This is a genomic window from Gordonia oleivorans (assembly GCF_040044975.1).
Lineage (GTDB): Bacteria > Actinomycetota > Actinomycetes > Mycobacteriales > Mycobacteriaceae > Gordonia > Gordonia oleivorans.
In genome coordinates, this window is sequence record NZ_JBDZDI010000008.1 from 41,607 (window position 1) to 62,989 (window position 21,383).

Sequence of the window (21,383 nt, forward strand, 5' to 3'; positions counted from 1 at the left end):
GGCGCCGGCGGTCCCGCAAAGCACGCCGACCGTGCATCCATGTCGATTACGATCGGCGAGCACTGACCAAGTCCTCGGCGGAGTGGGAGAAGGCATGCCCGACACACAGGTGACCACGCCGAACGGCAGCATCGACGCGGTGCTGGCGACACCGTCGACGCCCGGTCCGTGGCCCGGCGTGGTGATCGTGCACGACGCCCTCGGTGTCACCGACGACCTGCGCGACACCGCCCGGCGTTTCGCCGATGCCGGCTATCTGGCCATCGCGCCGGATATGTATTCGCGGGGCGGACGCGCGCGGTGCATACGGTCGGTGATGCGGGATCTGATCGCCGGCAACGGCCGGTCCGTCGACGACATCCTTGCCGCCCGTGATCATCTCGCCGGCATGACCGACGACTGCACCGGACAGATCGGCGTCGCCGGCTTCTGCATGGGCGGTGGATTCGCACTTCTGGTGTCACCGAGGGGTTTTGGGGCGTCGGCGCCGTTCTATCCGTCGATCCTTCCGCGTTACGACACGCTGGTGGAGGGGGCGTGCCCGATCGTCGCGAGCTTCGGCAGCCGCGATCCGCTCAACATCGGCAACGGCAAGCGCCTCGCGAAAGCGTTGGACCGCAGGGGGATTCCCAACGACGTCAAGGTGTACAAGGGCGTTGGGCACAGCTTCGCCAATCAGATGCCCGGGCAGCCGATCGCCCGGATCGTCGGATTCGGTTACGACGCCCAGGCCACCGCCGATGCGTACGAGCGCGTGTTCGCGTTCTTCGGTGAGCATCTGGGCGGCGCCGAAAGCTGACTCCTGCTGTGAGTTGTCTCGTCGCGGACGTCAGCCGCATGGCTGCGACACGGAGCCGCGGGATGGACGACCCCACGGTCGGCGGGGCCGAACGTCGATCACGCCGATGGATCGGTGACCACGTCTTTGGCCTGGCGGCGCCGGCGCCGTGGAACGAGGTGCATGATCGCCACGATGACGGCACCGACCACCAATCCGACGAGCGCCGAGACGACCGTCCCCGCCGTCCAACTCAGCACGCCGCCGAATCCGTGGGCGAGTTCTTCGAACCAATGCTCGATGTCGTGTAGACGGTCGGCCGGCCAGTGGAATCCGGCCTCACCGACGTTGACGATCAGAATGTGACCGCCGACCCACAGCATGGCGGCGATGCCGACGACGGTGAGCGTGGACATGATCTTCGGCATCGCCTTGACCAGACCTCGTCCGATGCGCTGACTCACCGAGGATTCACGCTGCGCCAGCGACAGCCCGACGTCGTCCATCTTGACGATCACTGCGACCACTCCGTACACGAGGATCGTGATGAGGATGGCCACGATGATGAGCACCACCAGCCGCGTCAGGAACGGTTCTGATTCGACCGACGACAGCGAGATCACCATGATCTCCGCCGACAAGATGAGGTCCGTGCGAATCGCACCGTTGACCATCGACTTCTCGAACTCCGGACCCTTCTCCGCGGCCGGCTCGGCGGCGTCGGGATCGTCGTGGCCGTGCCCACCGCCGAGTGCCTCGTACACCTTCTCGGCACCTTCATAACACAGGAACAGGCCACCGGCGATCAGCAGATACGGCAGCGCCGCGGGCAGGAACTGACTGAGGATCATCGCCACCGGCAGAATGATCAGCAGCTTGTTGCGGATCGACCCGATGGCGATCTTCCGGACGATCGGCAGCTCACGGTCCGGGGTGAAACCATCCACATACCGTGGCGTCACGGCGGTGTCGTCGACGACCACGCCGGCCGCCTTGACACTGGCCCTACCTGCAGCAGCGCTGACGTCGTCGATCGACGCCGCGGCCGCTTTCGTCAGGGTTGCGATGTCGTCGAGCAGAGCAACGAGGCCGCCGGCCATGGGAACCTCCACAGAACGAAATACACGTCGGACACACAGTATGGCGTACCGGCTTCACGCGCGGGTCCAACGCAGCTGCGCTCTCGCTGTCTACCGTCGGCGCATGGCGCTGATCCGCGGCCGCACGAAGCGGCATACACCGGCACGTCCATCGCCGGGCCTTCTCCGAGTTCACCGACGTCGACTGCCACGCCGAGGTTCTGCGCACCGCCGCGAGCGGAACTGGGTGGCGTGCACGCCGCAGACCCACGCAAAGGCCGGCGACCGCGGTGGCTTCGTCGTCAACGCCCTTCTGGTGCCCTACCTTGTCAATGCCATCCGCATGCTCGATAGCGGTTACGCGACAATGGAAGACATCGACTCCGGCATGATCAACGGCTGCGCGTACCCGATGGGGCCGTTCACCCTCTGCGACACCGTCGGACTCGACATCGTCCTCGATACCGCCGAATCGCTGTACCAGGAGTTCCGCGAACCGCACCTCGCGCCGCCGCCGCTGCTGAAGCGCATGGTCAGCGCCGGGCGGCTGGGCAAGAAGACCGGCCGCGGGTTCTACGATCACTCCTGACCGCCCGACGGCGGCTGACCTCGGTTCGCGAACGGGCCTCCGTGACGGCGCACGGGAGGTCTGCGATAGTGGCGTACCGGTTCGCCTTCGGGGTGGCCTGCACTCTGCCCTCTGCACTCCGCACTTTGCCCTCTGCGCGCGAGCTGTGGACGCACAGCCTCAATCGTCGTGGGTTGATCCGGCGATTCGCGTCGTTGGCCCGGGACTTCGTGGCGGCGCGGGTGGTTCTCGTCGACGCGGTGCTGCCGTGCTCGCGCTTGCTTTGCAATGACCGCGCGGGTGGGCAGGCGCCGCGTGAGCGAACGGGACCCGCGCGAAGCGGCAGAAGCGTCGATCTCGTCGAGCGTTGACGCGGGAGGTTCTCGTCGACGCGGCGCTCCCGCATACACGCGGTCACTGCAAAGCAAGCGTGAAGATAGAGCCACCGCGTCGGTGAGAACCGACCGCGTTGTGTGTGAGCTGAACCGCTCGTGGTGACCAGTTCATCATGCCTGCAGTCGTAGTGTTTCGTGGGCTGATATCCGATTAGTTTATGCCGAATCTCCGACGAGTTTTCGGCCGTTGGCCAGCCGATCCTTGCGTGCTGGCCGCGGGCCCTGGATTGGTCGTCGCGGAGATAGCCCGGGGTGGGGTCATGGAATCTGTACTGCGGTTTGCCCGGCGCAGAGCCGCTCACAGAGTTCCGGCGTCTGGATGGGCGGTTAATCTTCGATTGGTTTCCGAGCCGAAGCGCGACGAGGGCGGCCCCGGCTTCGGGGCCGCCCTCGTCAGGTTTGCCGTTGTTGAGTTAGGGGGTCATGTGCGGTTGGGCATTCGGATCGGCGCCTGTCCGAGGTCCGCTTCGAGCCGGCGCCATTTCGCGGCGATTGATTCAGGACGGTCACGGTTCGATGCCTCGAACCGCTCGATCTCGCGGACGTTCACGACGGCGAAGGCCATCGCGATGATGAGCTTGACCAGCGGTTCGCGCCGCGGCCCGTACTTGAGATGAACAAGGCCGGCGACTGTCCGCGATTTGATCAAGTTGAACCTCTGCTCGGTGAGCGCACGTGCGGCCTCGTGGTAGATCGCGTGGTCGTTGGATCCGGGTGCCCACTGACTGAGCTGTTGTCGTTTGCGTTGGTCGTCGGTCAGCGTGATCGTGACGCTGCGTTGTGTGCAGCACGGATACAGCGGCATGTCGGGCTCGGGTCCGATGTAGGGTAGATCGAGCCGGTCCTCGGTGTCCGGGTTGTGCCAGCGGGAACAGCGGACGTTGCCGAGGCTGGCCGGGCAGCTCAGCACCATCTTGAGCGCCTTGTCGGGCTGGGCGCCTTCAGCGGGGCGTCCTGGTCGAGTGTTGCGCTCGATGAGTCGCCTGTCGACGCCCATCAGCCGTGGCAGGAGTTGACGAAGTCGGCGTTCTCGAGCTTCCCATTCGTTCTTATTGAGCACGTCGCGTAGGGGCTTGACATAGTCCTTACCCATGGAGATCTCTGCAGCTGTCGGGCAGTAGAAAGCGCCCGACAATTGCACGGGGCCAGGCTTGACGCCACCGGGCTGCGTCGGAACGCTCTCGAAGTCGCGCCGCCAGTGGTCGGGGTAACGGTAGACCGCAGCATAGTTGCGGTCGAACTGCCAACGGTCAAGGCCGTCCTTCAAATACCCCATGTCGAAGGTGATCAGCGGCCATCGGGCGGTGCGGCTTGTGAGCCGACTGTCGAACCCATTGCGCTGATGATGCTCGATGGCTTCGTCGAGCCCTTCGAGCGAACCCGATGTCGGTGGGTGAATAGCTATGCCGGTGAACAGGATCGGCCGGTTGTGCAAGGCATCTGGAGGTCCAACGCTGCTGACCGCAGTGACACCGATTCCCCACGCCCGTTTCTTCGTCAGGGGATCTCCCTCGGCGTCGACGCGATTGCGGTAGTCCCTGCGGTAGTAGCCACCGAAGTAGATGGCCGACCGGTTCCGGTCGTCGGTGACGCCAAGCTCGTAGGTGCCATCCGCGGTGTCGATGATCGTCTCGTCGACCACGACGTCACCACGTCCACCTTGTTGGTACTCGGCGGGGATTGAGCCGGCGAGGATGCGGTTGACGACGGTCGATAGTCGTTGCGCCGCGGTGCTGTAGAGGCTGACCTGTTCGGGTGTGCGGGTTCGAATGATCGCCTTATGTTCTGCCACAGGGATTCGTTCGGCGGGTTGGTCGGGTGCGGAGTCCAGGCAGGCCAGGGTGCGATCGACCCAGTTGCGGAAGCTCTTCAACGCGCGGTCGGCGTCGGATCTGATCGCCACCAGATCCGCCTCGTCGATGCCGACTTGAGCGAGTTGCGCTGTATCGAAATCCAGCAGCGTCCGAAACGTCGTGCGGATCGTCGGTGCACCTCCCCTGAGCAGGACGCACGCCAGTGCAACGAGCAGCGATGTGACCGTGTACGGCAGTGCTCCCCGGAACGCTCCTCGCGGTGCTGCGATCCGTTCGAGTCGCCACTGCTCGATCATGGCGGTAACTCCGGATCGTTCGACGATGCCCACCGCCAGCAGGAAGATTCGCTCCCCGGTATGGACCTCGGGATGGTTGATGCTCGGGTGCACGCTCACTCGACACCGTCCGCGAGGTAGGAGGTGATCTCGTCGACGGCGCCGGTGCTGTCCGTGACAAGGTCCAGTTCGTCCACGTGGCTGAGACTCCTGATACCCGCCAAATAGCAGAACTGGTCCACCGGAAATACCCCGGCGGCCTCCCGCATCCAGGCGTGCCGCAGGGCCTTGCTGTTCACGCGCTCAGGTTGGTCCCGTTCTGCGAGACGGTCGTTGACGCGGTTGATCCCGTTTCTTTCCACCGTGGGATTGCTGCCGAACGCGAGCAGATGGTCATGACGTGCGTCTGCGACGTACCGCTCTAGTCGGTAGCCGATCTCTGCGTCGATGATCGGAACGTCCCTGGGATCGGTCCGTGGCGTTTGGAGAGTGACAATGACCCAACGCTGGCCGTGGTGCCGTTCGATCCGAACATCGCTGCGACGCAGGTGCTTGAGTTCTTCGGGTCGCGCTCCGGCCCCGACCATCAGATCCAAAAGGACGGTCAGTGCGGGGCCCCACTTCTCACCGAGCGTGAGAGCCACCCGATACAACGCTGCGATATCTTCTTTTGTTGCGGGCGACGTTCGGTTCTGGCGCGGCGCATCGAGAGTCAACGCCGGCGGGAACTCATTCGGATGAAATCTGCGTCCCGCCGCGTACAGCAGGTATCGCACCGTTCTCCGGGTCGGACGGGCCCGTGTGCTCAGGTAGCTGTCGATATTGCTGCGTCGAAGCGCGCGCAACGGATCGACCCGGCCATTGTCGTAGAAGTAGGCCACCAACAGGTGGACAATCGAGCCGAACGCGTCGCGGTCGACGATCTCCGATCGAAACGGGACCGATGCTTGAGCGCGTGCCGCGTCCTCTCGCACCAACTCCCCGATCTCGGCCTGGCGGACCTTGATCCCCAGCCCACGCAAACGCTGGAGCCGGTCCTGATCGAGGTGATCAGCGGAAAGCGCCGCCACGACGACCTCGCCCTCACCGGTTCTCGCCGTCCGGGTACTGCGACGAGACTGTGTGCTGTCCCCGTCGTTGCGATGCGGCCGAATGGGCCCACCGGCGTTGCGCGCCATCACCACCACCCCCGAGACACAACCGGGATGGGATTGCTTTCGTGCTGAGCGCACGATGAAATAGACATGCCAAGTCTCCTAGCTTCCAAGTAAAGGGTTTTTGGTGGCGGCTACTGCCGCTCCGTGGGGGGCCGGATTAGGCCCCGGCCCTCCCACGGCACACACCTCTCGGTTCTGACACAGAACAGAGGTGATGCAGACGAATGTCGGGTTTGAACGCGATCACTCGACGCGACTTGAATGGGTGGGGGAATGCCCAGTTGCGGGCACCACCACGCCACACCTACAGGTGTCACCGCCAACACAGGGCGGACGCGCGCCATGACGGCACTACGATGAGCCACGCGGGCTCCCTCCTAGTCGGGTGCCCGAAGGGGGCGGGCGCTGTTGGCGCAGCGTCTGCCTCCGCCCCGACGCTTTGCAGCTTGGGCACTGCCGTCAACCTATCGCTGCATATTTCGCTCGCAAAGCATCCTGATTGCTTCGGCGTGTCCCCGCGATCAGCAGCACTTTCACGATGCCGATAGCTCACAGACTTCCGGTAGAGTCTGAGACACACATCGAAGCCCACTTGTTGAATCGTCCACCACTCCGCATCTTGTCGGTGGACGGGGATAGGGATGCATCATGTCGTTTCTTCGCGTCAGTCCTGCTCACACCGTCGATGACCTGCTCGCAAGTCAAGACCTCATCGATACCCCCGCGACCTGCCTACACCCCGACTGCCACGAACTCTGCACGTACAAGGGCGGCAAAGTCGGCCGGCCACGCCTTTATTGCTCAGATCGATGCGCGAAACGATACTCCGCAACCCGTTCAGAACTTCTCAACCGACTCCAGCTAGTGGAGCGTGCAATCGAGCACTCCGGACGTTACAACAAGATGGGATACATTCTGAGAGAGCAACTGTCGCTTGTTCGTTGGCATCTTGCAAGGTATGGCGGAGAAGCCTAAGAGGTACCTGCGGCTGTGTCAGGTCCCCCGATGGCCCGGTCAAGAGAAGTCACGATGGCGGGATCGGAGTCTGCGTCTGAAGGGTCGCGTTGATCCGCTGGATGAGTTTCTCGAAGTTTTCGAGCGTCTCAGCGCTGAGTTCATCGAGGAGCGCCGGGTTACGCAGCAGTGCCTCAGCGGGTTTGTAGTGGTCGAACTTGCCGTGCAGCTGCTCCAGCCGGTAGATGATGCGGTCCCCGTTGCCGAGGTTGGTTGCCTTGACCCGCTTGCCGAATGCCTTGTTGTACAGCGAGAGGTAGTCGTCAATGGCGAATAGGTCCTCGATGTCGGCGTGCTTCGAAGCGGTAACGTCGCCGACGCGCACCAGCCGGCCCTTGGAAATGTGGCCGGCTTCAAGAGCTGCGTCCAACTTGCCGGCACCCTCGGTACCAGAGTCGATGAGGATAGATACCTCAAGTTCGCGGCCAATCAGCGCTACGAACGCGGGGATGTTCGAGGAGCCGCCAGCCGTGAGGATGCGTAGGTGCTCGTCCAGCGCGGGCCGGTCTTGGCTCGCGAGATGCCTACCGATCAGATCCAGATACAGGAAATCGCTCGGTCCCTCGACCAACAGGTTGACGCCGCCGATGAATAGGTGCTGGGCGATGTCATAGCCGAGGGCGGCCTGGAGGGGAAACAGGCTGCTCGCGCCCACGTTCAAAACTTCCTGACTCACCACAGCCCCGTCTTCCGGACCCTTGTCTTCGACGATCCTCACGCGCTCCAACTGGTCGGTCTTGACCATGAACGGCGAGTGCGTGGTGTAGATGACGGGGGCTGCCGGTGCGAGCCTCTCGTCTATGAATCTGAGGAAGTCGGCCTGCGCCCGGCCGTGCAATGTCAGGCCCGGCTCGTCGAGAAGGACGACGAGGCTGTCCGCCCGCTGCTCGAACTCCGAGAACGCAGCGAGGAACGAGAAGAACCACCGGAACCCGCTCGAACGCTGCGAGAAGTTGTTCGTGAAGTGATGTCGCGTGTCCTCGACGCGGATGTCGAGACAGTTCTGGGTCACGACCGGATTGCCTTGAACGTTCATTCCGATCGTGCGGTCGATGTCGAACCGCACCCGCAGGTGCGGGTTCTGTTTCCAGTACTCGAAGACCTGGTCCGTCAGCTCATTACTGACGGACTCAAGCTCAGCCTTCCGATCCTCGTAGTCGTCTCCGCTGAGTGCGTCTGGCGTGGTGTCGGCTAGAGCGAGAAGGGCACGGGCGGTCTGGTCTGGGCTCGACGCAGTCTCCTCGTCCCCGGCGAGTTTCACAAGGTCGATTCGCCCTTCGAGCAGGTTGTACTCACCGAAGTAGAAAAAGCTGGGGACCAGTGCCGACAGGTGCTTCCAGATCGCCTTCGCAGCTGTACCGTCTCCGACGAGCGCAGTGATTTCATCGCGAAATCTAGCTACCTCAGCTACGACGGTCTCGTCTTCGCTATCCACACCGTCGAGGGCGCTTCGTAGAGAATCAAACGTATCGGCTTTCTTGCTCGCCTTCGTCACTTGGTTCGATAGTTGGAGCCGCTCCACCAGGGCGCGCACCACTGCGGATTCCTCCGCTTGGACTACGTAATAGAGGTTGCCATCGTCGTAGGCCCGGGACAAAGTGATGGTCTTACTCGCGAGGGCTCCGGCCCCGAAGCGCGCATCCACCTCGGCGAGTTCGTCATCTGTCAGCGTGAAGTCAGCAACGATGGGCCGCACATTCGCCAGCTCACCAGATCGCTGATCCTTGGCCTTGAGCCAACGAGGATAGTCGCGCTGCACCGAGAATGTCTGGTCTGAGACGGGGTTGAGGAGATGTAGCGCTGTGAGGATCGCGGTCTTGCCTGCCTCGTTCATACCCACGAGGCACGTGACGTGCGGATCGACCACAATGTCGTCGCTGTCGACGATGTTGCGGAACTTCCGGACACGGAACCGGGTGAGTTGCACTGTGGACTCCAATGGCGGATCGGCAGAAGCTGAGACTGAGTCAGGTTAGCTTTGCCCTACGACATCTATCGACCCACGGCGAGAAGAAGTACTGGTGGCAGTACTTCGGTGTGGACATCTGCGACTAGCAGACAGTGCTCGCGTCACCGTCGTCCCGCCAGCCCCGGGAATCCGAATCGTGGCGCCGCACGACGACTTCGCCCCTGCCACTACCGAGGGCACCACCGAACCCCCACACAGTCCGATTCGACGTGGTAAAGACAGCAGCATGGCAGGAACTGAGCACTTGTCCATGCGTGTGCCCTGGCGCGACCGGCCGTGGGATCAGTTTGTGTGTGACGATCCGCTGGACAACTCGTCATGTGTATTGCTCACGTCGATCGGCGCCGAACGAAACGATGCCTACGAGCGGGGCAATGCCGGAATCGACATTGGAAGGCTCGACACGCGACGATTGCCGTGCCTGAGTGAACGCGCCACGTTCATGTCCCCCGACGGCTATACCGTCGTCAAGCAACACCCCTACCGCAACAGCGGCCCCCTCAAGGGCACACTCCTCGACACCCCTGTCTCCCTGCCCGGATACGCCTTCGAGGCAGTCCCGTTCCGGTGGCTGAGCCGTGAGTCCCTTGCCCAGGAGATCGGGCATGAACGAGTGCCGAGGTTCAGTCCGGAAGCCGAGGACGCTGCAGACCGCGCGTTGGGCCGCTCGCCGGTGTGGGTGATGGACGGCAACAACCAGCGCGCGATCATCGACGCGTTCTTCGAACCTGTTAATCCCGGGGACTCGCTGGTGTTCACCTACCTCAAGCACTCTCCGCTCCAAGACCAGCGCACCGACCGCCTACTTGTTGGCGCAGCCCGGGTCACCGCGGTCAAACCGCCGCGCATGTGGCAAAGCGCCGGCCAGCCGCCGTTCACCTCAACCATGTGGGAGACCATCGTCGAACACTCCCTGCGCCCAGAGATGGCCGACGGGATCCTGCTGCCCTACCAGCAGCTCGTGGCGCTCGACGACAATGGCGTCAACATCGAGTCCGCACTAGCCTGGGCACCGGCGGGCCGTCTCACTGAATTTTCCTACGTCACAGAGCACCTATCCGATGACGCAGCGATCGAAGCTCTGTCCTCATTGCGGGCCGCGACACAAGGAATGCGTGAACTCGGCATTGAACTGCCCGAGTCGGGATTGCAGTGGCTCGACGAACAAATCGAACGACTATGGCAGATGCGCGGGCCCACCCCGGGCCTGCCTGCTCTGCTGTCAATTCTCGGAGTGCAGCAGCCCTACGCGGGGGCACGCGCCGTGCTCGACGAAGCAGGAGACCGCGTTGACACCTGGCAGGTCCTCCACGAGGTCCTCCTCGACCCCCAGTCGACCAGCGCAGCGGTCCGCCGCCACATCGGTCAGACGCAAGCTCGCATCTGGCAGAAGCTGCCACGCGATCGCCAAGACACGCTCCAGTTGCTGGCAGCGCTCGATATCTCCACCGGCCAGGCGAAAATGCTGCTCGCTGGCGACACCGACATCGAGCTGACTCTTCCCGAATTGCTCGACAACCCATACTTCGCGGCAATCTGCACCTACAGCCAACCCGATCACATCGCATTCACGACCATCGACCGCGCACTCTTCCCACCCACACACGTCACCTGGACACCGGCACTCCCAGACAGCGTCTCGATCGCTGACCATCTCGATCGCCGACGCATCGAAGCTCTGCTCACCGATGTCCTCGAACGGGCCGGAGCGCAAGGCGACACACTTCTTCCAGAAGGTGAGACGCTTGACCTGGCGAACGCGGAAGAGTTGTCCCAGCCACCGAACCTGACGACCACGATCCTGCCAGGGCTGGATCTCGACGCCGACGGCATCGATGATCATGCTGATCAGGGCATCTGGTCACCATTGACCACCACCGAACTGGGCGACGGTACGTCCGCCTTCAAGCTCGTTCGATTCGAAGCGACCGCAAACCTGATCCGCGACCGCATCACCGAGCAGCAGGGGCACGCAGCGCTGGGCCCGATCGCCGACGCCCGTGCGGCCCTCGACCGGGCCCTCGATCGCAATTCGACCGTCTCCGGCGCGATTGACAGCCTCGAAGAACGCGCGCGGACGGAGAAGTCGGAGGGTCTATCGACTCTGCATGACTCACCGCTGTCGGTGCTAATCGGTCCTGCGGGTACTGGAAAGACGACACTCCTGCGTGCCCTTGTCGAGCACCTCAACCCGGCACCGGGAAGCGTTCTCCTGCTTGCCCCTACCGGCAAGGCGAAGGTCCAACTCGCGTCGAAGGTGGGCCTAACCGCCAAGACCCTGGCATCGCACCTACTCCCCACACACCGCTACGACCCCGACACTGGCCAGTACATAGTGCGCGGTGACGACCAACCGCGGCATCACCACAGTCTCGTCGTGATCGACGAAGCTTCCATGCTGACGGAGGAGATGCTCGCGGCAACCCTGGACTCACTGGCACATGTAGACCGCCTCATCCTCGTCGGCGATCCCCGCCAACTTCCGCCCATCGGGGCAGGAAGACCGTTCGTCGACCTAGTTACCAAGATCCGGCCCGAGAGCTTTGCATCTTGGGTACATGTCGCGGCCGGCTACGTCGAGCTTCAGGTGCCGCGTCGACAACTCCCAGACGGCAGCCACGGCGACCGCCATGACCTCGAACTCGCTGCCTGGTTCGGCGGTAACACCAAGGGAGCAGCCGACGAGTCCATCTGGACGCAACTCAGCAAGCAACCCGACCTTCCCACAGTGCGCTACGTTCAATGGGGCGAACGGACACCGATCCAGGCGCTCACTGACGAGTTGGAACGCAACCTTGATCTCACAGGCGACCCCGACCCCGCCCGAGCGTTCGCCCTCACCTACGGCGCCGTACTCAACGGGAAATACCTCAACTGGGAGCCAGGAGCCGGCGCGCGGTGTGAAAACTGGCAGATTCTCTCACCCACGCGGTCAAGGGCGTTCGGCTCAGTCGAACTGAACCGACACATCAAGCGGACCTACCGGGCCGAGGACGTTGCCTGGGCCCACCGTTATACCAAGCGCGGCAATATACCGAAACCGATCGGCCCTGAACTGATCGTCCGCGGCGACAAAGTGATGCAGACCATCAACCGGAAGCTGTCCGCTCGGCCGAAGGAAGGAGCGCTGAACTACGTAGCCAACGGTGAGATCGGGGTTGGAATCGGCCGCACAGTGCCCGCGTCGACAGTCCCAAAGGACAAGCTGCCTCTGAACGTCGAGTTTTCCTCGCAGCCGGGTTTCCACTACTCCTACTGGCCCTCCAAGAGCGACGACCCTATGCTCGAACTCGCCTGGGCAGTAACAGTTCACAAGTCGCAGGGCTCCGAATTCGGCACCACCTTCCTCGTGCTTCCCGCCCGCGCCAACGTCTCACGCGAGTTGCTCTACACTGCGCTGACACGACAAAAGGACCGCGTCGTGATCATCCATAACGGGACCCTCGACGACCTCCGCCAACTCACCCACCCGTCGCGGTCGGAGACCGCGCGCCGACTCACTGATCTCTTCACGGCACCCGAACCGATTCAGCTCGAATTACGCGGTGAGAAGCGCCGTTTCGATCGCAAACTAATGCATATCTCGGCCAACGGGATACCGATGGCCTCGAAGAACGAGGTGATCATCGCGAGCCTGCTCGACCGACTTGTCCCTGGGCGGTGGGTCTACGAGGAGCCCCTTTCGGGAAGCGACGGCCGCGTCATCCACCCAGATTTCACCATCGCGCTCGGCAACGGACAGGTCGTGTACTGGGAGCACGCCGGCATGCTCGACATGCCCGATTACGCACGCAAGTGGGAGCTCAAGAAGACGTGGTACGCCGAGAACGGCATCCTCCCCCACGACCAAGGCGGCGGACCACGGGGCACCCTCATGTGGACTGACGATCTCGAAGGTGCCAACGCCGAAGCGTGGTTGATCTTCGCTTCTTCTGTGCTCCGGGTCCAACCCGCTTCAGAATCAGCAACAACGGACGGACGCCGCTCCGGTGGACGGCGGGCCACGAAAAAGGTCGCGGGCAAGCGGAGAAGTCGCGAGACCTAGCCGCGGGCCGCAGCAGGCCGGCCCTGACAACTGTCCATTATTTGTGGGCCACATTGGCCAGATCCCAGGCCGAGAAGGAGAAAGCAGCAATGTCCATCAGGAATCAACACTATGAAGTACTCGGGGTAAGCGTTGGACATGCCGGACCTGTGGAGAACACCGTTCACATCGAACTCAATGAAGGTGTCCAGGCTGTGTACGGTCTCAATGGCGCTGGCAAAACGTGGATACTGAAGTTGATCCAGTCGGCGCTCACAGGGGTCCGGCTCGACACCCACGAGCCCGACACTGCACTGGGAAAGCTGATGCCCCTCCCCGTTGCACATACACACTTCTACTTGACGGACCTTGATGATGACGACGTGTTCCGCTGCGCGCTCACGAGAGCGATATGGGAAGGACTCATGGCTGCTTTGGCGGCGGAACGCGGCGAACAACTCGCATCGCAAGATGCACCCGTCGAGGAATTGTTCGATCCCGACCAGGACGCGCTTGAGACCGCCTGGCTATCGGAACTGGCCAAGCGCTACGTTCGATTGCGTGCGGGTCGGCTCAGCAGCCCGGCCGGCAAGAAATTCGTAGATCAGTTGGTCGCCGTGTGCGACGAGGGTGTGTACACACTAGTCGCCACCGGAACAGCCGAAAACCCCGCCTGGGACGTCTGGATATCCAGCATCCTGGATACCGAAATGCGTTGGGCGATCGAGGATACCGCGCGCGGTGAGAAGCTCGACCTTACGGAGTTCACTTACCCACAAGCCCTTCTAATCGCACATGACTACGCGCAGCGTGTCGACCTCGACCGCCAGCACGTCCCCGAGTGGCTACCATTTCCCTTATTTCCGTTGGGTTGTAGCATCTCGATTCCGGTAGTCGACATAGTGGGCGGTGGCTTACACGACGCCCCAAAGTCCCCAGGCGCCGCTATCCAAACAGTACTCGCCCAACGAATACCCGAATCCCGACCTGCCATCGACGAGCAAGGCAGTGTCGCCGAAGACCTTCTTGAAGAATTTGCCCGGATCGAGGATCGCGCACGCACCGACATGGGGGATTTCTTTCCCGGGATCAACCTCCAGTTCCACGTTGGCAGTCCACCGGACTGGTTCACCGGACAGACTCCTCAATGGGTGAGCGGCACGACCGACGGCCAGCGGACCCTGCCCCTCTCCGCGCTCTCAGACACACAGCACCGCTGGGCGTCGCTGGTCACTGACGTAGCACTACTGCGGTCGTCCAATGCGCCAATGCTGTTCCTGTGCGATGAACCTGAGCGGGGCCTCCACGTCCAAGTTGCTCGAAATCTGCCTGAAATCCTCTCAAGGATCGGTCGACGCGAGGGGATGGCCTTCGTCGTCTCGACTCACTCCCATTACATGCTCGCCAACCCTCGCGTACACGCCGTCCACGCCGACCGAAGTGGTGGCACCACCGCAATACGTCCGACAACACTCAGCGTGCTCGACTCGGAATCCCGACAGCGTACTCAACTTGAACTGTCTTTGTCTGCACCGGAACTCAATACGCTCATGAACGTCGCCGTAGTGGTCGAAGGGACCCATGACGAGATCGTTTTCCGGAGCCTGCTGCGGGATTCGCTGGACCGAGCGATCGCCGGCCTATTCCCGATGCATGGTGCCAAAGCAGCGCATTCTCTCGCGGAAGCACGGCTCCTGCTCGACGGCACGGATGTCGATATCCTGGTCGTATTGGACAACCTCGACCATGAGCGAATCGCCCCCCTCTGGCAACAGGCAGTCGATCTTGCTGAAATCGGCGCAATCGAAGACGCACAAAGAAACTTGACGGTGCTTCGCACGGGTGGCAAGAACAGCGAACGCAAGTACCTACACCAACTCGGTGACCTTGCCCTGTCCAACGGCTGCCTAAACCGTCTTCGCATCATCGGCCTCACGCGCCCCGACATCGTTTGCTACCTGCCCGAGGAAAAGCTGTTTCCACCACGCAAGAAGCTGCCCAAGTGGGACAACCTCATTCACGAGTGGCGCAAACATGATGACCCAGCCGTCTCCGGCAACAGCATCAAGGACTATCTGACGTCCCGGGGGTTGTTCCCCAAGGACGAGACTAAGAGAATCGCCGAGATCCAACGATCTGCGGACGAAGCCGCGAGGTCGGCGATTCCCGTGCATCCGGAACTCATTAGCTTCGGCGAGGAGGTCGAGCGAACGGCATCACGATACCGCTCGTTACGGGCTTCGATGCCGCCCGGATTCTTCGCCAAGCATGACTAGTGGCTTGCTGGACCACTGGTTTAACCTCCAAGCGGACCTCGCACGAGTACGCAGCAGCATGCGGCCCGGAGTGCCCGGCGTCAAGTCTGACTGGACTTCACACCGGGCAGCCACTCCTCATCCGCAAGCGGGGCTGCGTTAAGCGAGGCTCTGCGGCTACGCCATTCGGGCAATTCAGCGTCCATGAGCTCGATGAATCGATGTCCGTGCCCACGCTCGAAATAGTGGGTCATCTCGTGAACGACGATGTACTCCAGGCACTCTGGTGGCTTCTTCGCAAGTTCAACATTGAACCAGATGTGGCGAGTCTCGCGGTTGCAGGAGCCCCACTTGGTCTTCATCCGTCGCACGCTCCATCTGGGGACGGCGACATCGAGACGCTTCTCCCACGTATCGATCAACGGAGGCAGAGCGTGTCGGAGTTGTTGTCGGTACCACTGGTCGAGTAGCTGACGATGTTGATCGGGCGACATCTCACCATTGGTGTAGAGCAACAACCGATCACCGCTGATCTCGAAGTGTGGCCGCCCCGGTCGCTCAATCACAGCGAGGCGCAGCCGACGGCCCCATACATAGTGGGATTCGCCGGTTGTCATCTCCCGCTCAGATTGACGAGGTGCGTTCCGAAATTGATCCTGCTGCTTGCGAATCCACGAGTATCGCTGAAGCACAGCCAGTCTGACTTGGTCCTCGGTGAGACTCAAGGGTGCGGCTACGCGTACCCGGCCAAGCGGTGGTTCGACTGCGATGTGGAGATTCTTGACGTCTTTGAACTCGACGTCTACCTCGATGTCTCGGACGGTGAGGTAGCCGGGAGAAACAGAGGGATCTGTCGACTGGTCAGTGGTACTCATCGTGAGCCTTCACCACTGCCATGAGTTCGTCGAACTCGTCCTCTCCGAAGTCGGCTGGCAACTCGGCTCTGATCGCATTTCGTACGAGTCGCTGCTTGAGCTTGCTGTCGATCCAACCGTGAGGCTTCAGCTCGTGGATGACGATATCGATTCGTCTGGCGAGTTGGTCGTCGCCGAGGTTGTCGATCAGTGCCTGGAGTCCCGTGTGGATCGGGCTCTCGCGCTCGGGCCGTGCCTTGCGCGCGAGTTCGATGAGTTCGGCGAGGTAGTTCTCGTAGTCGATCGCCTCCCTCCGCCGCTGTTCGATGAGCGCGGTAAGGAGGTCACTGACGTGGTCGTAGTACTTGGGGTTCATCATGCGTTCGTCGGTGAGGATCTTGCGCACATTGTTGACGATCGTCTCGGACACAGCCTGCGGATCACTTCGCACACCGGCTGGAAGGAGGCCGAGTGCGTCCGGGCCAAGCTCGACGATGAGTTCGATGAGACCCTTGTCCTCAAAGGTCGCAACGACCTTGGATGTGTCTGCCTGGATGTAGGTGTCGAGGAGGTAGCGCATTCCGGCTTCGTACTGTTTGAAGTCGACGTTCTCGCCGGCGCCGAGTTTGACCTCGGTGCGGATGCTGATGTAGCTGGCGACTTCTTTCTTGATCTGCGCTGCTTGGGTTTTCGTGTACCCAGCCTCGGCCATGTCGCCGGCGATGTTCGCATAGGCGCTGGTGACCGCCGACACTGCTTTGTAAAGCATGACCCGCTTAGGTTCGTTGTCCTTGAGTTGCTTCGCGTCGCCTTGATCCTTGGCGCAGAAGTACTGCTGGTACTCGTAGGTGCCCTTGGGTGGCTTCACGGGTTCGACGAGTGCTCGGATGTGCTCGAGCGCCTCGTCGAGATCTTCGCGTGCCTTCTTGATCCGATCGGTGAGGAGTCCCTCGATGTCATCTTTCTCATAGCCGTCGAGCGCTTCCGCGGTGTAGTCGTGGATCGCTGATTCCAGTGACTTGAACAGGTCGCGGTAGTCAACGATGTAGCCGTAATCTTTGTCGTCGCCGTCGAGTCGGTTGACGCGGCAGATCGCCTGGAACAGGCCGTGATTCTGCATCTTCTTGTCGATGTAGAGGTAGGTGGCCGATGGTGCGTCGAACCCGGTGAGGAGCTTGTCGACGACGATGAGGAGCTTCATCTGGCCGGGGTTCTCGACGAACTGTCGTTTGACCTCGCGTTCGAACTGCTCGACTTTGCTCATCGCTTTGTCGGCCGGTTCGTTGAAGTAGTCGGCGAGCATGCGGCGGTAGATCTCGTACTGCCGCAGCTTCTCGGTCTTTCCTTCCCCGGAGCGTTCTTTCGCGATGTCACCGGTGTTGGGGATGTAGCTGGTGACGATGGCGCACTTGCCTTGGAAGCCGGCGTTGCAGAACAGTTCGTACAGGCGGCAGGCCTGGTAGATGCTCTCGCCGACGAGCATGGCGTTGCCGCGTGAGTTCTTGAGGCGCGGTTTGAGTTCCATGTCGAGGAGGATGTCGTTGACGATCTGGCGAGATCGTGGCTCGCTGGAGGCGATCTTCTGCATCGTCATCCAGCGTTTCTTCAACTCGGCCTTGGACAGATCCGTCATGTTCTGGGTCTTGGCCTCGAACCACTGGTCGACCCGCTCCGGAGAGGTGAGGTGCTGCTCGATGTTGCGCGCTTCGTACCGGAGATCGAGGACCACGCCGTCTGCGACGGCTTCGTCGAACTTGTAAGTGTGGATGAAAGACCCGAAGGTTTCGAGGCTGGTGGCCTTGTCGGCCTTGAGCAGCGGGGTGCCGGTGAAACCTATGAACATTGCCTCTGGCAGCAGTTCTTTCATGGCGTCGTGCATTGTGCCGGACTGGGTGCGGTGGGCTTCGTCGACGAAGACGAAGATGTTGCCCTTGGCCTTGAAGTTCCTCGGGATCTTCGCGTTGAGTTCCCGGATGAACTCGGCGGTGGCCTCGTCGTCCTCGCGGTCGGAGTCAGGGGCACGGAACTTGTGCACCAGTGAGCAGATCAGCCACTCTTCGGAGTTGTTGAGTGTGGCGACGAGGTCGGCGCCGCTGCGGGTGCGGTAGATGTCCTCGTTGACACCGTGGAAGACCTTCTCGATCTGTTCGTCGAGTTCGGTGCGGTCGGTGATGAGGAGCACTCGTGCGTCGGGTTGGTTCTCGCGTATCCATTTGGCCAGCCAGACCATGGTGAGGCTCTTGCCGGATCCTTGGGTGTGCCAGATGATGCCGCCCTCGCGCTGTGCGATGCGCTCTTGGGCGGCCTTCACCCCGAAGTATTGGTTGTGGCGGGGGCCCTTCTTCACGCCCGAGTCGAAGACGATGAAGTCGTGGATGAGTTCCAGGAAGCGGTGCTTTTCGCACATCTGCAGGAGCGCCCTATCGAGGGGTCCGACCTTGCGGCGAGTGGCTTCTTTCCATGTGAGCCAGTACTTTTCGGGCGTGTCGATCAGACCGTACCGAAGTCCTTCGACGTCATTGCCTGCGAACACGAACTGGACGGTGGAGAAGAACGGTCGAATGAAGTCCGGTGACTGGTTTCCGATTGTCTGTCGAATACCTTCGGACACGGCAACTTTGGACCGCTTGAGTTCGAGGGTGGCCAGAGCGATGCCGTTGACGTAGAGCACGATATCCGGGCGCTTGGTGTGCTGACCGAGGACAGTCACCTCCTCCGCGACGGCGAAGTCATTTGCCTCAAGCTCATCCCAGTCGATCAGCCAGACGGTCTCGTACTGCTCCCCGACGCCAGGCTTGACCTTCACGCCGTAGCGCAGCAGACCGTAGACTTCACGATTCGCTTCGTACAGGTCGTGGCCGGCGCCGACCGCTGCCGCCTTCCCGAGTCGATCGAGTGCACGAGTGATGAGGTTCTTCCCGTAACCTCGTGCTCGGAGATTCGCGATGAGCATCGCCTCGTCGATATTGGAGTTGCCGGTCCTGGCAGCCCAGTTGCCGAGGTAGTCGTAGCCAAGCTTCTTGTCGAGGAGGTTTACCACGCGTTTCTGCGTGATTCGTTCCCTCTGACCAACATCACTCATGACCGGCCCCCCTCGCTCATGGCCTCCTCAAGCCCCTCGGACTCCCATTCGCCATAGGTTGTCTGTGTGCCCTGCACCTTCCATTCGAGACGGCCGTTGGCGTTCCGGCCGGCGACAACAGCGGCCGCTGCACTCGGGCTGGAGAAGGCGTGGTCGCGGTGGAAGATCATCGTGGCGCCGTCCGGCGAGGGTACGAGCGTGCCGTCGTTCTCCAGTTTTGTGCGCAGCCCGATGTAGTTGTGACCCGCGGCTCCCATCCACGCGGAACGCGCCTGGGAGCCCTCGATCACGGTGAACTCGCCGTCCACTTCTTGTGCGGTCGCGGTGATACCCCACTTCTTCATCGTCATCTCGAACAGCGGCGAGTCCGTGCGACCACCCCCAGAAGATGCAGAAGCCGATGCTGCGGATGTCCGCGGGGACCGAAAGATGTTCACCCCCAAGATCGGCAGCACGATCTTGGCCTGCTCGATGAAGTACTCCATATCCGACACATCAGCCTCGGGCAACACAATCGGCGCCGGAGCGGTCCCGTTCGTCAGCCGTGCTCGACTGGCCCTGACCGCGAGAGTGATGAAACGACTCTCCAGGTACCGGGCGTGCGCCTTGGTCAGGTTCGCGTCCTTACTCGTGAGGACGATTGCTCGATCCCAGAAGTCCTTGCCGTTCTGACCTTCTGGCCGCGCATGCTGGTACAGGCGTTTGCTGACGTCATCACCTTCACCGATATAAGCGGCCTGCCCACCAAGGCTGTCCGGATCATCGCCCAGCAGTATGTAGATGCCCGTGCGCGACGCTTCGGGTCGCTTCAACAGCGCCGCCAGATCTGAACGCGGGGCCGCCACGACGTGACCGGTCCAGTTCATGATCTCTGCCGTCAGCAACCCTCCTGGCGTGCCGTCAGCAAGGAACAGCCGGGCCGACTTGCCAGCGCTCACGATCCAGCCTCCACGGGCAGGCGGGTGCGGCCAGTCAGCAACTGCTGCATCATCCCGGTCTTGATGTCGCGGGCCTTCGCTGCCCGAGCCCTCAACACTTCCAGCTCAGCGTCGACATCTGTCAGAACACTGGAGATGGCCCGTTGCTCTGCGAGATCAGACGGTAGTGAAAGAGGAATCGACCGCAACTGGCGACCATTCAGCGATGGTAAGGCGCCGGTTGCAACCAGCGAACTCATTGGAAACAATTCGAGCAGGTAGTAAATGAAACGGACATCAGCGCGAGTCTCGTCTACCGTGAATGCGGCCATATTGTTATCTACGCAACTTGGGCGCGTTAGAATGCGCTTTCGTTCAAGAAATACAGCGGCGCCGACTTTCGCGAAAATTATCGCGTTCGCCGGCATGACGACAGCACTAATCTGCTTCCGTTGGTGTTCAGATATATAGTTGCTAGCGACCGTCATGAAGAGTCCGTTGTGTGCGCTGTTCATATCGGACACCTTGTAGAACGGATACTCGCCCGATGTCTCCCCTTGGAAGCGAATCGGAAAACCGCTACCACCCTTGAATTCCCCGATATCGCCTGCCGCTCTGTCCTCCCACTGCCGACAGTACGTCGATAGCCGTGTACGGCCGGTCAGGAGTTGCTGCATCATGCCCTGCTTGATCGCCTGCTTCTTGGCGATGAGGCGTTCGAGGGTGGAGATGGAGCGATCTGCGTCGTCAAGTGCCTGACCAATCGCTCTCTGCTCCCCCGGATTTGGTGTGTACAAACGGAACTCGGCAAGTTCTTCGCGGTTGATCTTGGGTATCCCGCTTCTCGCCGAGACGCTTGCAGCAAAATCTGTGAAGTCCTGACCTAGCAACGAATGCAAGACAAATGAAGGATCCGTCCCTGGTCGCGGAGATAACGGATACATGTCAGCACTGCAGAGAGCCCTAAAGTCGCATTTGTAAGCTTTTCTTAGGTAGGGACGGATCTTGCTGTAGATCACGTCGCCAGGCATTACCAGATATTTTCCGCTGATTGCATTCTGGCTGGCCGCCGACTCCTTCTTGAGGAGTTTTCCTGTACCTGGTGACAAATGATCTGGCGCTATCAAGGGCAAGTCCCTATACCGATCATCGCGAGGGTCCACGAGGTGGCTCGTGATTTGAACGAGATCGAGCAGAGCAGT

Annotated in this window: 11 protein-coding genes and 1 pseudogene; 4 read left to right on the forward strand and 8 right to left on the reverse strand. The window is 61.5% G+C overall.

What is annotated here, in order from left to right; all coding sequences use genetic code 11:
• Window positions 1–94 precede the first annotated feature (94 nt).
• On the forward strand, window positions 95–799 hold the full coding sequence (locus ABLE92_RS13980) for a dienelactone hydrolase family protein (RefSeq protein ID WP_348805388.1): 705 nt from the start codon (window positions 95–97) through the stop codon (window positions 797–799).
• 98 nt (window positions 800–897) lie between these two features.
• Here ABLE92_RS13980 and ABLE92_RS13985 read toward each other — a convergent pair whose 3' ends face one another.
• Window positions 898–1,878, reverse strand: a complete 981-nt coding sequence (locus ABLE92_RS13985) for a DUF808 domain-containing protein (protein ID WP_348805389.1) — start codon at window positions 1,876–1,878, stop codon at window positions 898–900.
• Window positions 1,879–2,131: 253 nt separating this feature from the next.
• Here ABLE92_RS13985 and ABLE92_RS13990 point away from each other — a divergent pair.
• A pseudogene (locus ABLE92_RS13990) lies at window positions 2,132–2,446 on the forward strand (3-hydroxyacyl-CoA dehydrogenase family protein); the annotation flags it as partial.
• A 795-nt stretch (window positions 2,447–3,241) separates the two neighbouring features.
• Here ABLE92_RS13990 and ABLE92_RS13995 read toward each other — a convergent pair.
• The 3 genes from ABLE92_RS13995 to ABLE92_RS14005 form a co-directional block, all read right to left on the reverse strand.
• Window positions 3,242–4,462 (reverse strand): hypothetical protein, encoded by a 1,221-nt coding sequence (locus ABLE92_RS13995; protein ID WP_348805390.1) that lies wholly within the window; start codon window positions 4,460–4,462, stop codon window positions 3,242–3,244.
• 563 nt (window positions 4,463–5,025) lie between these two features.
• On the reverse strand, window positions 5,026–6,087 hold the full coding sequence (locus ABLE92_RS14000; RefSeq protein ID WP_348805392.1) for a site-specific integrase: 1,062 nt from the start codon (window positions 6,085–6,087) through the stop codon (window positions 5,026–5,028).
• 1,003 nt (window positions 6,088–7,090) lie between these two features.
• Complete coding sequence (locus ABLE92_RS14005; RefSeq protein WP_137809108.1) at window positions 7,091–9,007, reverse strand: ATP-dependent nuclease; 1,917 nt, start codon at window positions 9,005–9,007, stop codon at window positions 7,091–7,093.
• Between the two features lie 268 nt (window positions 9,008–9,275).
• Here ABLE92_RS14005 and ABLE92_RS14010 point away from each other — a divergent pair, with 268 nt between their 5' ends.
• Both ABLE92_RS14010 and ABLE92_RS14015 read left to right on the forward strand, forming a co-directional pair.
• A complete protein-coding gene (locus tag ABLE92_RS14010; protein WP_348805393.1) occupies window positions 9,276–13,094 on the forward strand; it encodes an AAA family ATPase in 3,819 nt (1,272 codons plus the stop codon).
• Between the two features lie 89 nt (window positions 13,095–13,183).
• Window positions 13,184–15,349, forward strand: coding sequence for an ATP-dependent nuclease (locus ABLE92_RS14015; protein WP_137809110.1), 2,166 nt, complete (start codon window positions 13,184–13,186; stop codon window positions 15,347–15,349).
• A gap of 80 nt (window positions 15,350–15,429) precedes the next feature.
• Here the strand turns inward: ABLE92_RS14015 and ABLE92_RS14020 are convergent, their stop codons facing one another.
• The 4 genes from ABLE92_RS14020 to ABLE92_RS14035 are packed head-to-tail and all read right to left on the reverse strand — an operon-like array spanning window position 15,430 to window position 21,308.
• Window positions 15,430–16,203, reverse strand: coding sequence for a M48 family metallopeptidase (locus tag ABLE92_RS14020; RefSeq protein ID WP_137809111.1), 774 nt, complete (start codon window positions 16,201–16,203; stop codon window positions 15,430–15,432).
• On the reverse strand, window positions 16,190–19,264 hold the full coding sequence (locus ABLE92_RS14025) for a type I restriction endonuclease subunit R (protein ID WP_348805394.1): 3,075 nt from the start codon (window positions 19,262–19,264) through the stop codon (window positions 16,190–16,192). The genes ABLE92_RS14020 and ABLE92_RS14025 overlap by 14 nt, the downstream gene beginning before the upstream one ends.
• The gene (locus ABLE92_RS14030) at window positions 19,261–20,202 is read right to left on the reverse strand and encodes a GIY-YIG nuclease family protein (protein ID WP_348805395.1); all 942 of its coding nucleotides are present in this window, start codon (window positions 20,200–20,202) and stop codon (window positions 19,261–19,263) included. Before ABLE92_RS14030 ends, ABLE92_RS14025 begins: the two co-directional genes overlap by 4 nt.
• Window positions 20,199–21,308 carry a restriction endonuclease subunit S gene (locus ABLE92_RS14035; protein WP_348805396.1) on the reverse strand — a complete coding sequence of 370 codons (1,110 nt, stop codon included), beginning with the start codon at window positions 21,306–21,308 and terminating at the stop codon, window positions 20,199–20,201. Before ABLE92_RS14035 ends, ABLE92_RS14030 begins: the two co-directional genes overlap by 4 nt.
• Between the last annotated feature and the right edge of the window lie 75 nt (window positions 21,309–21,383).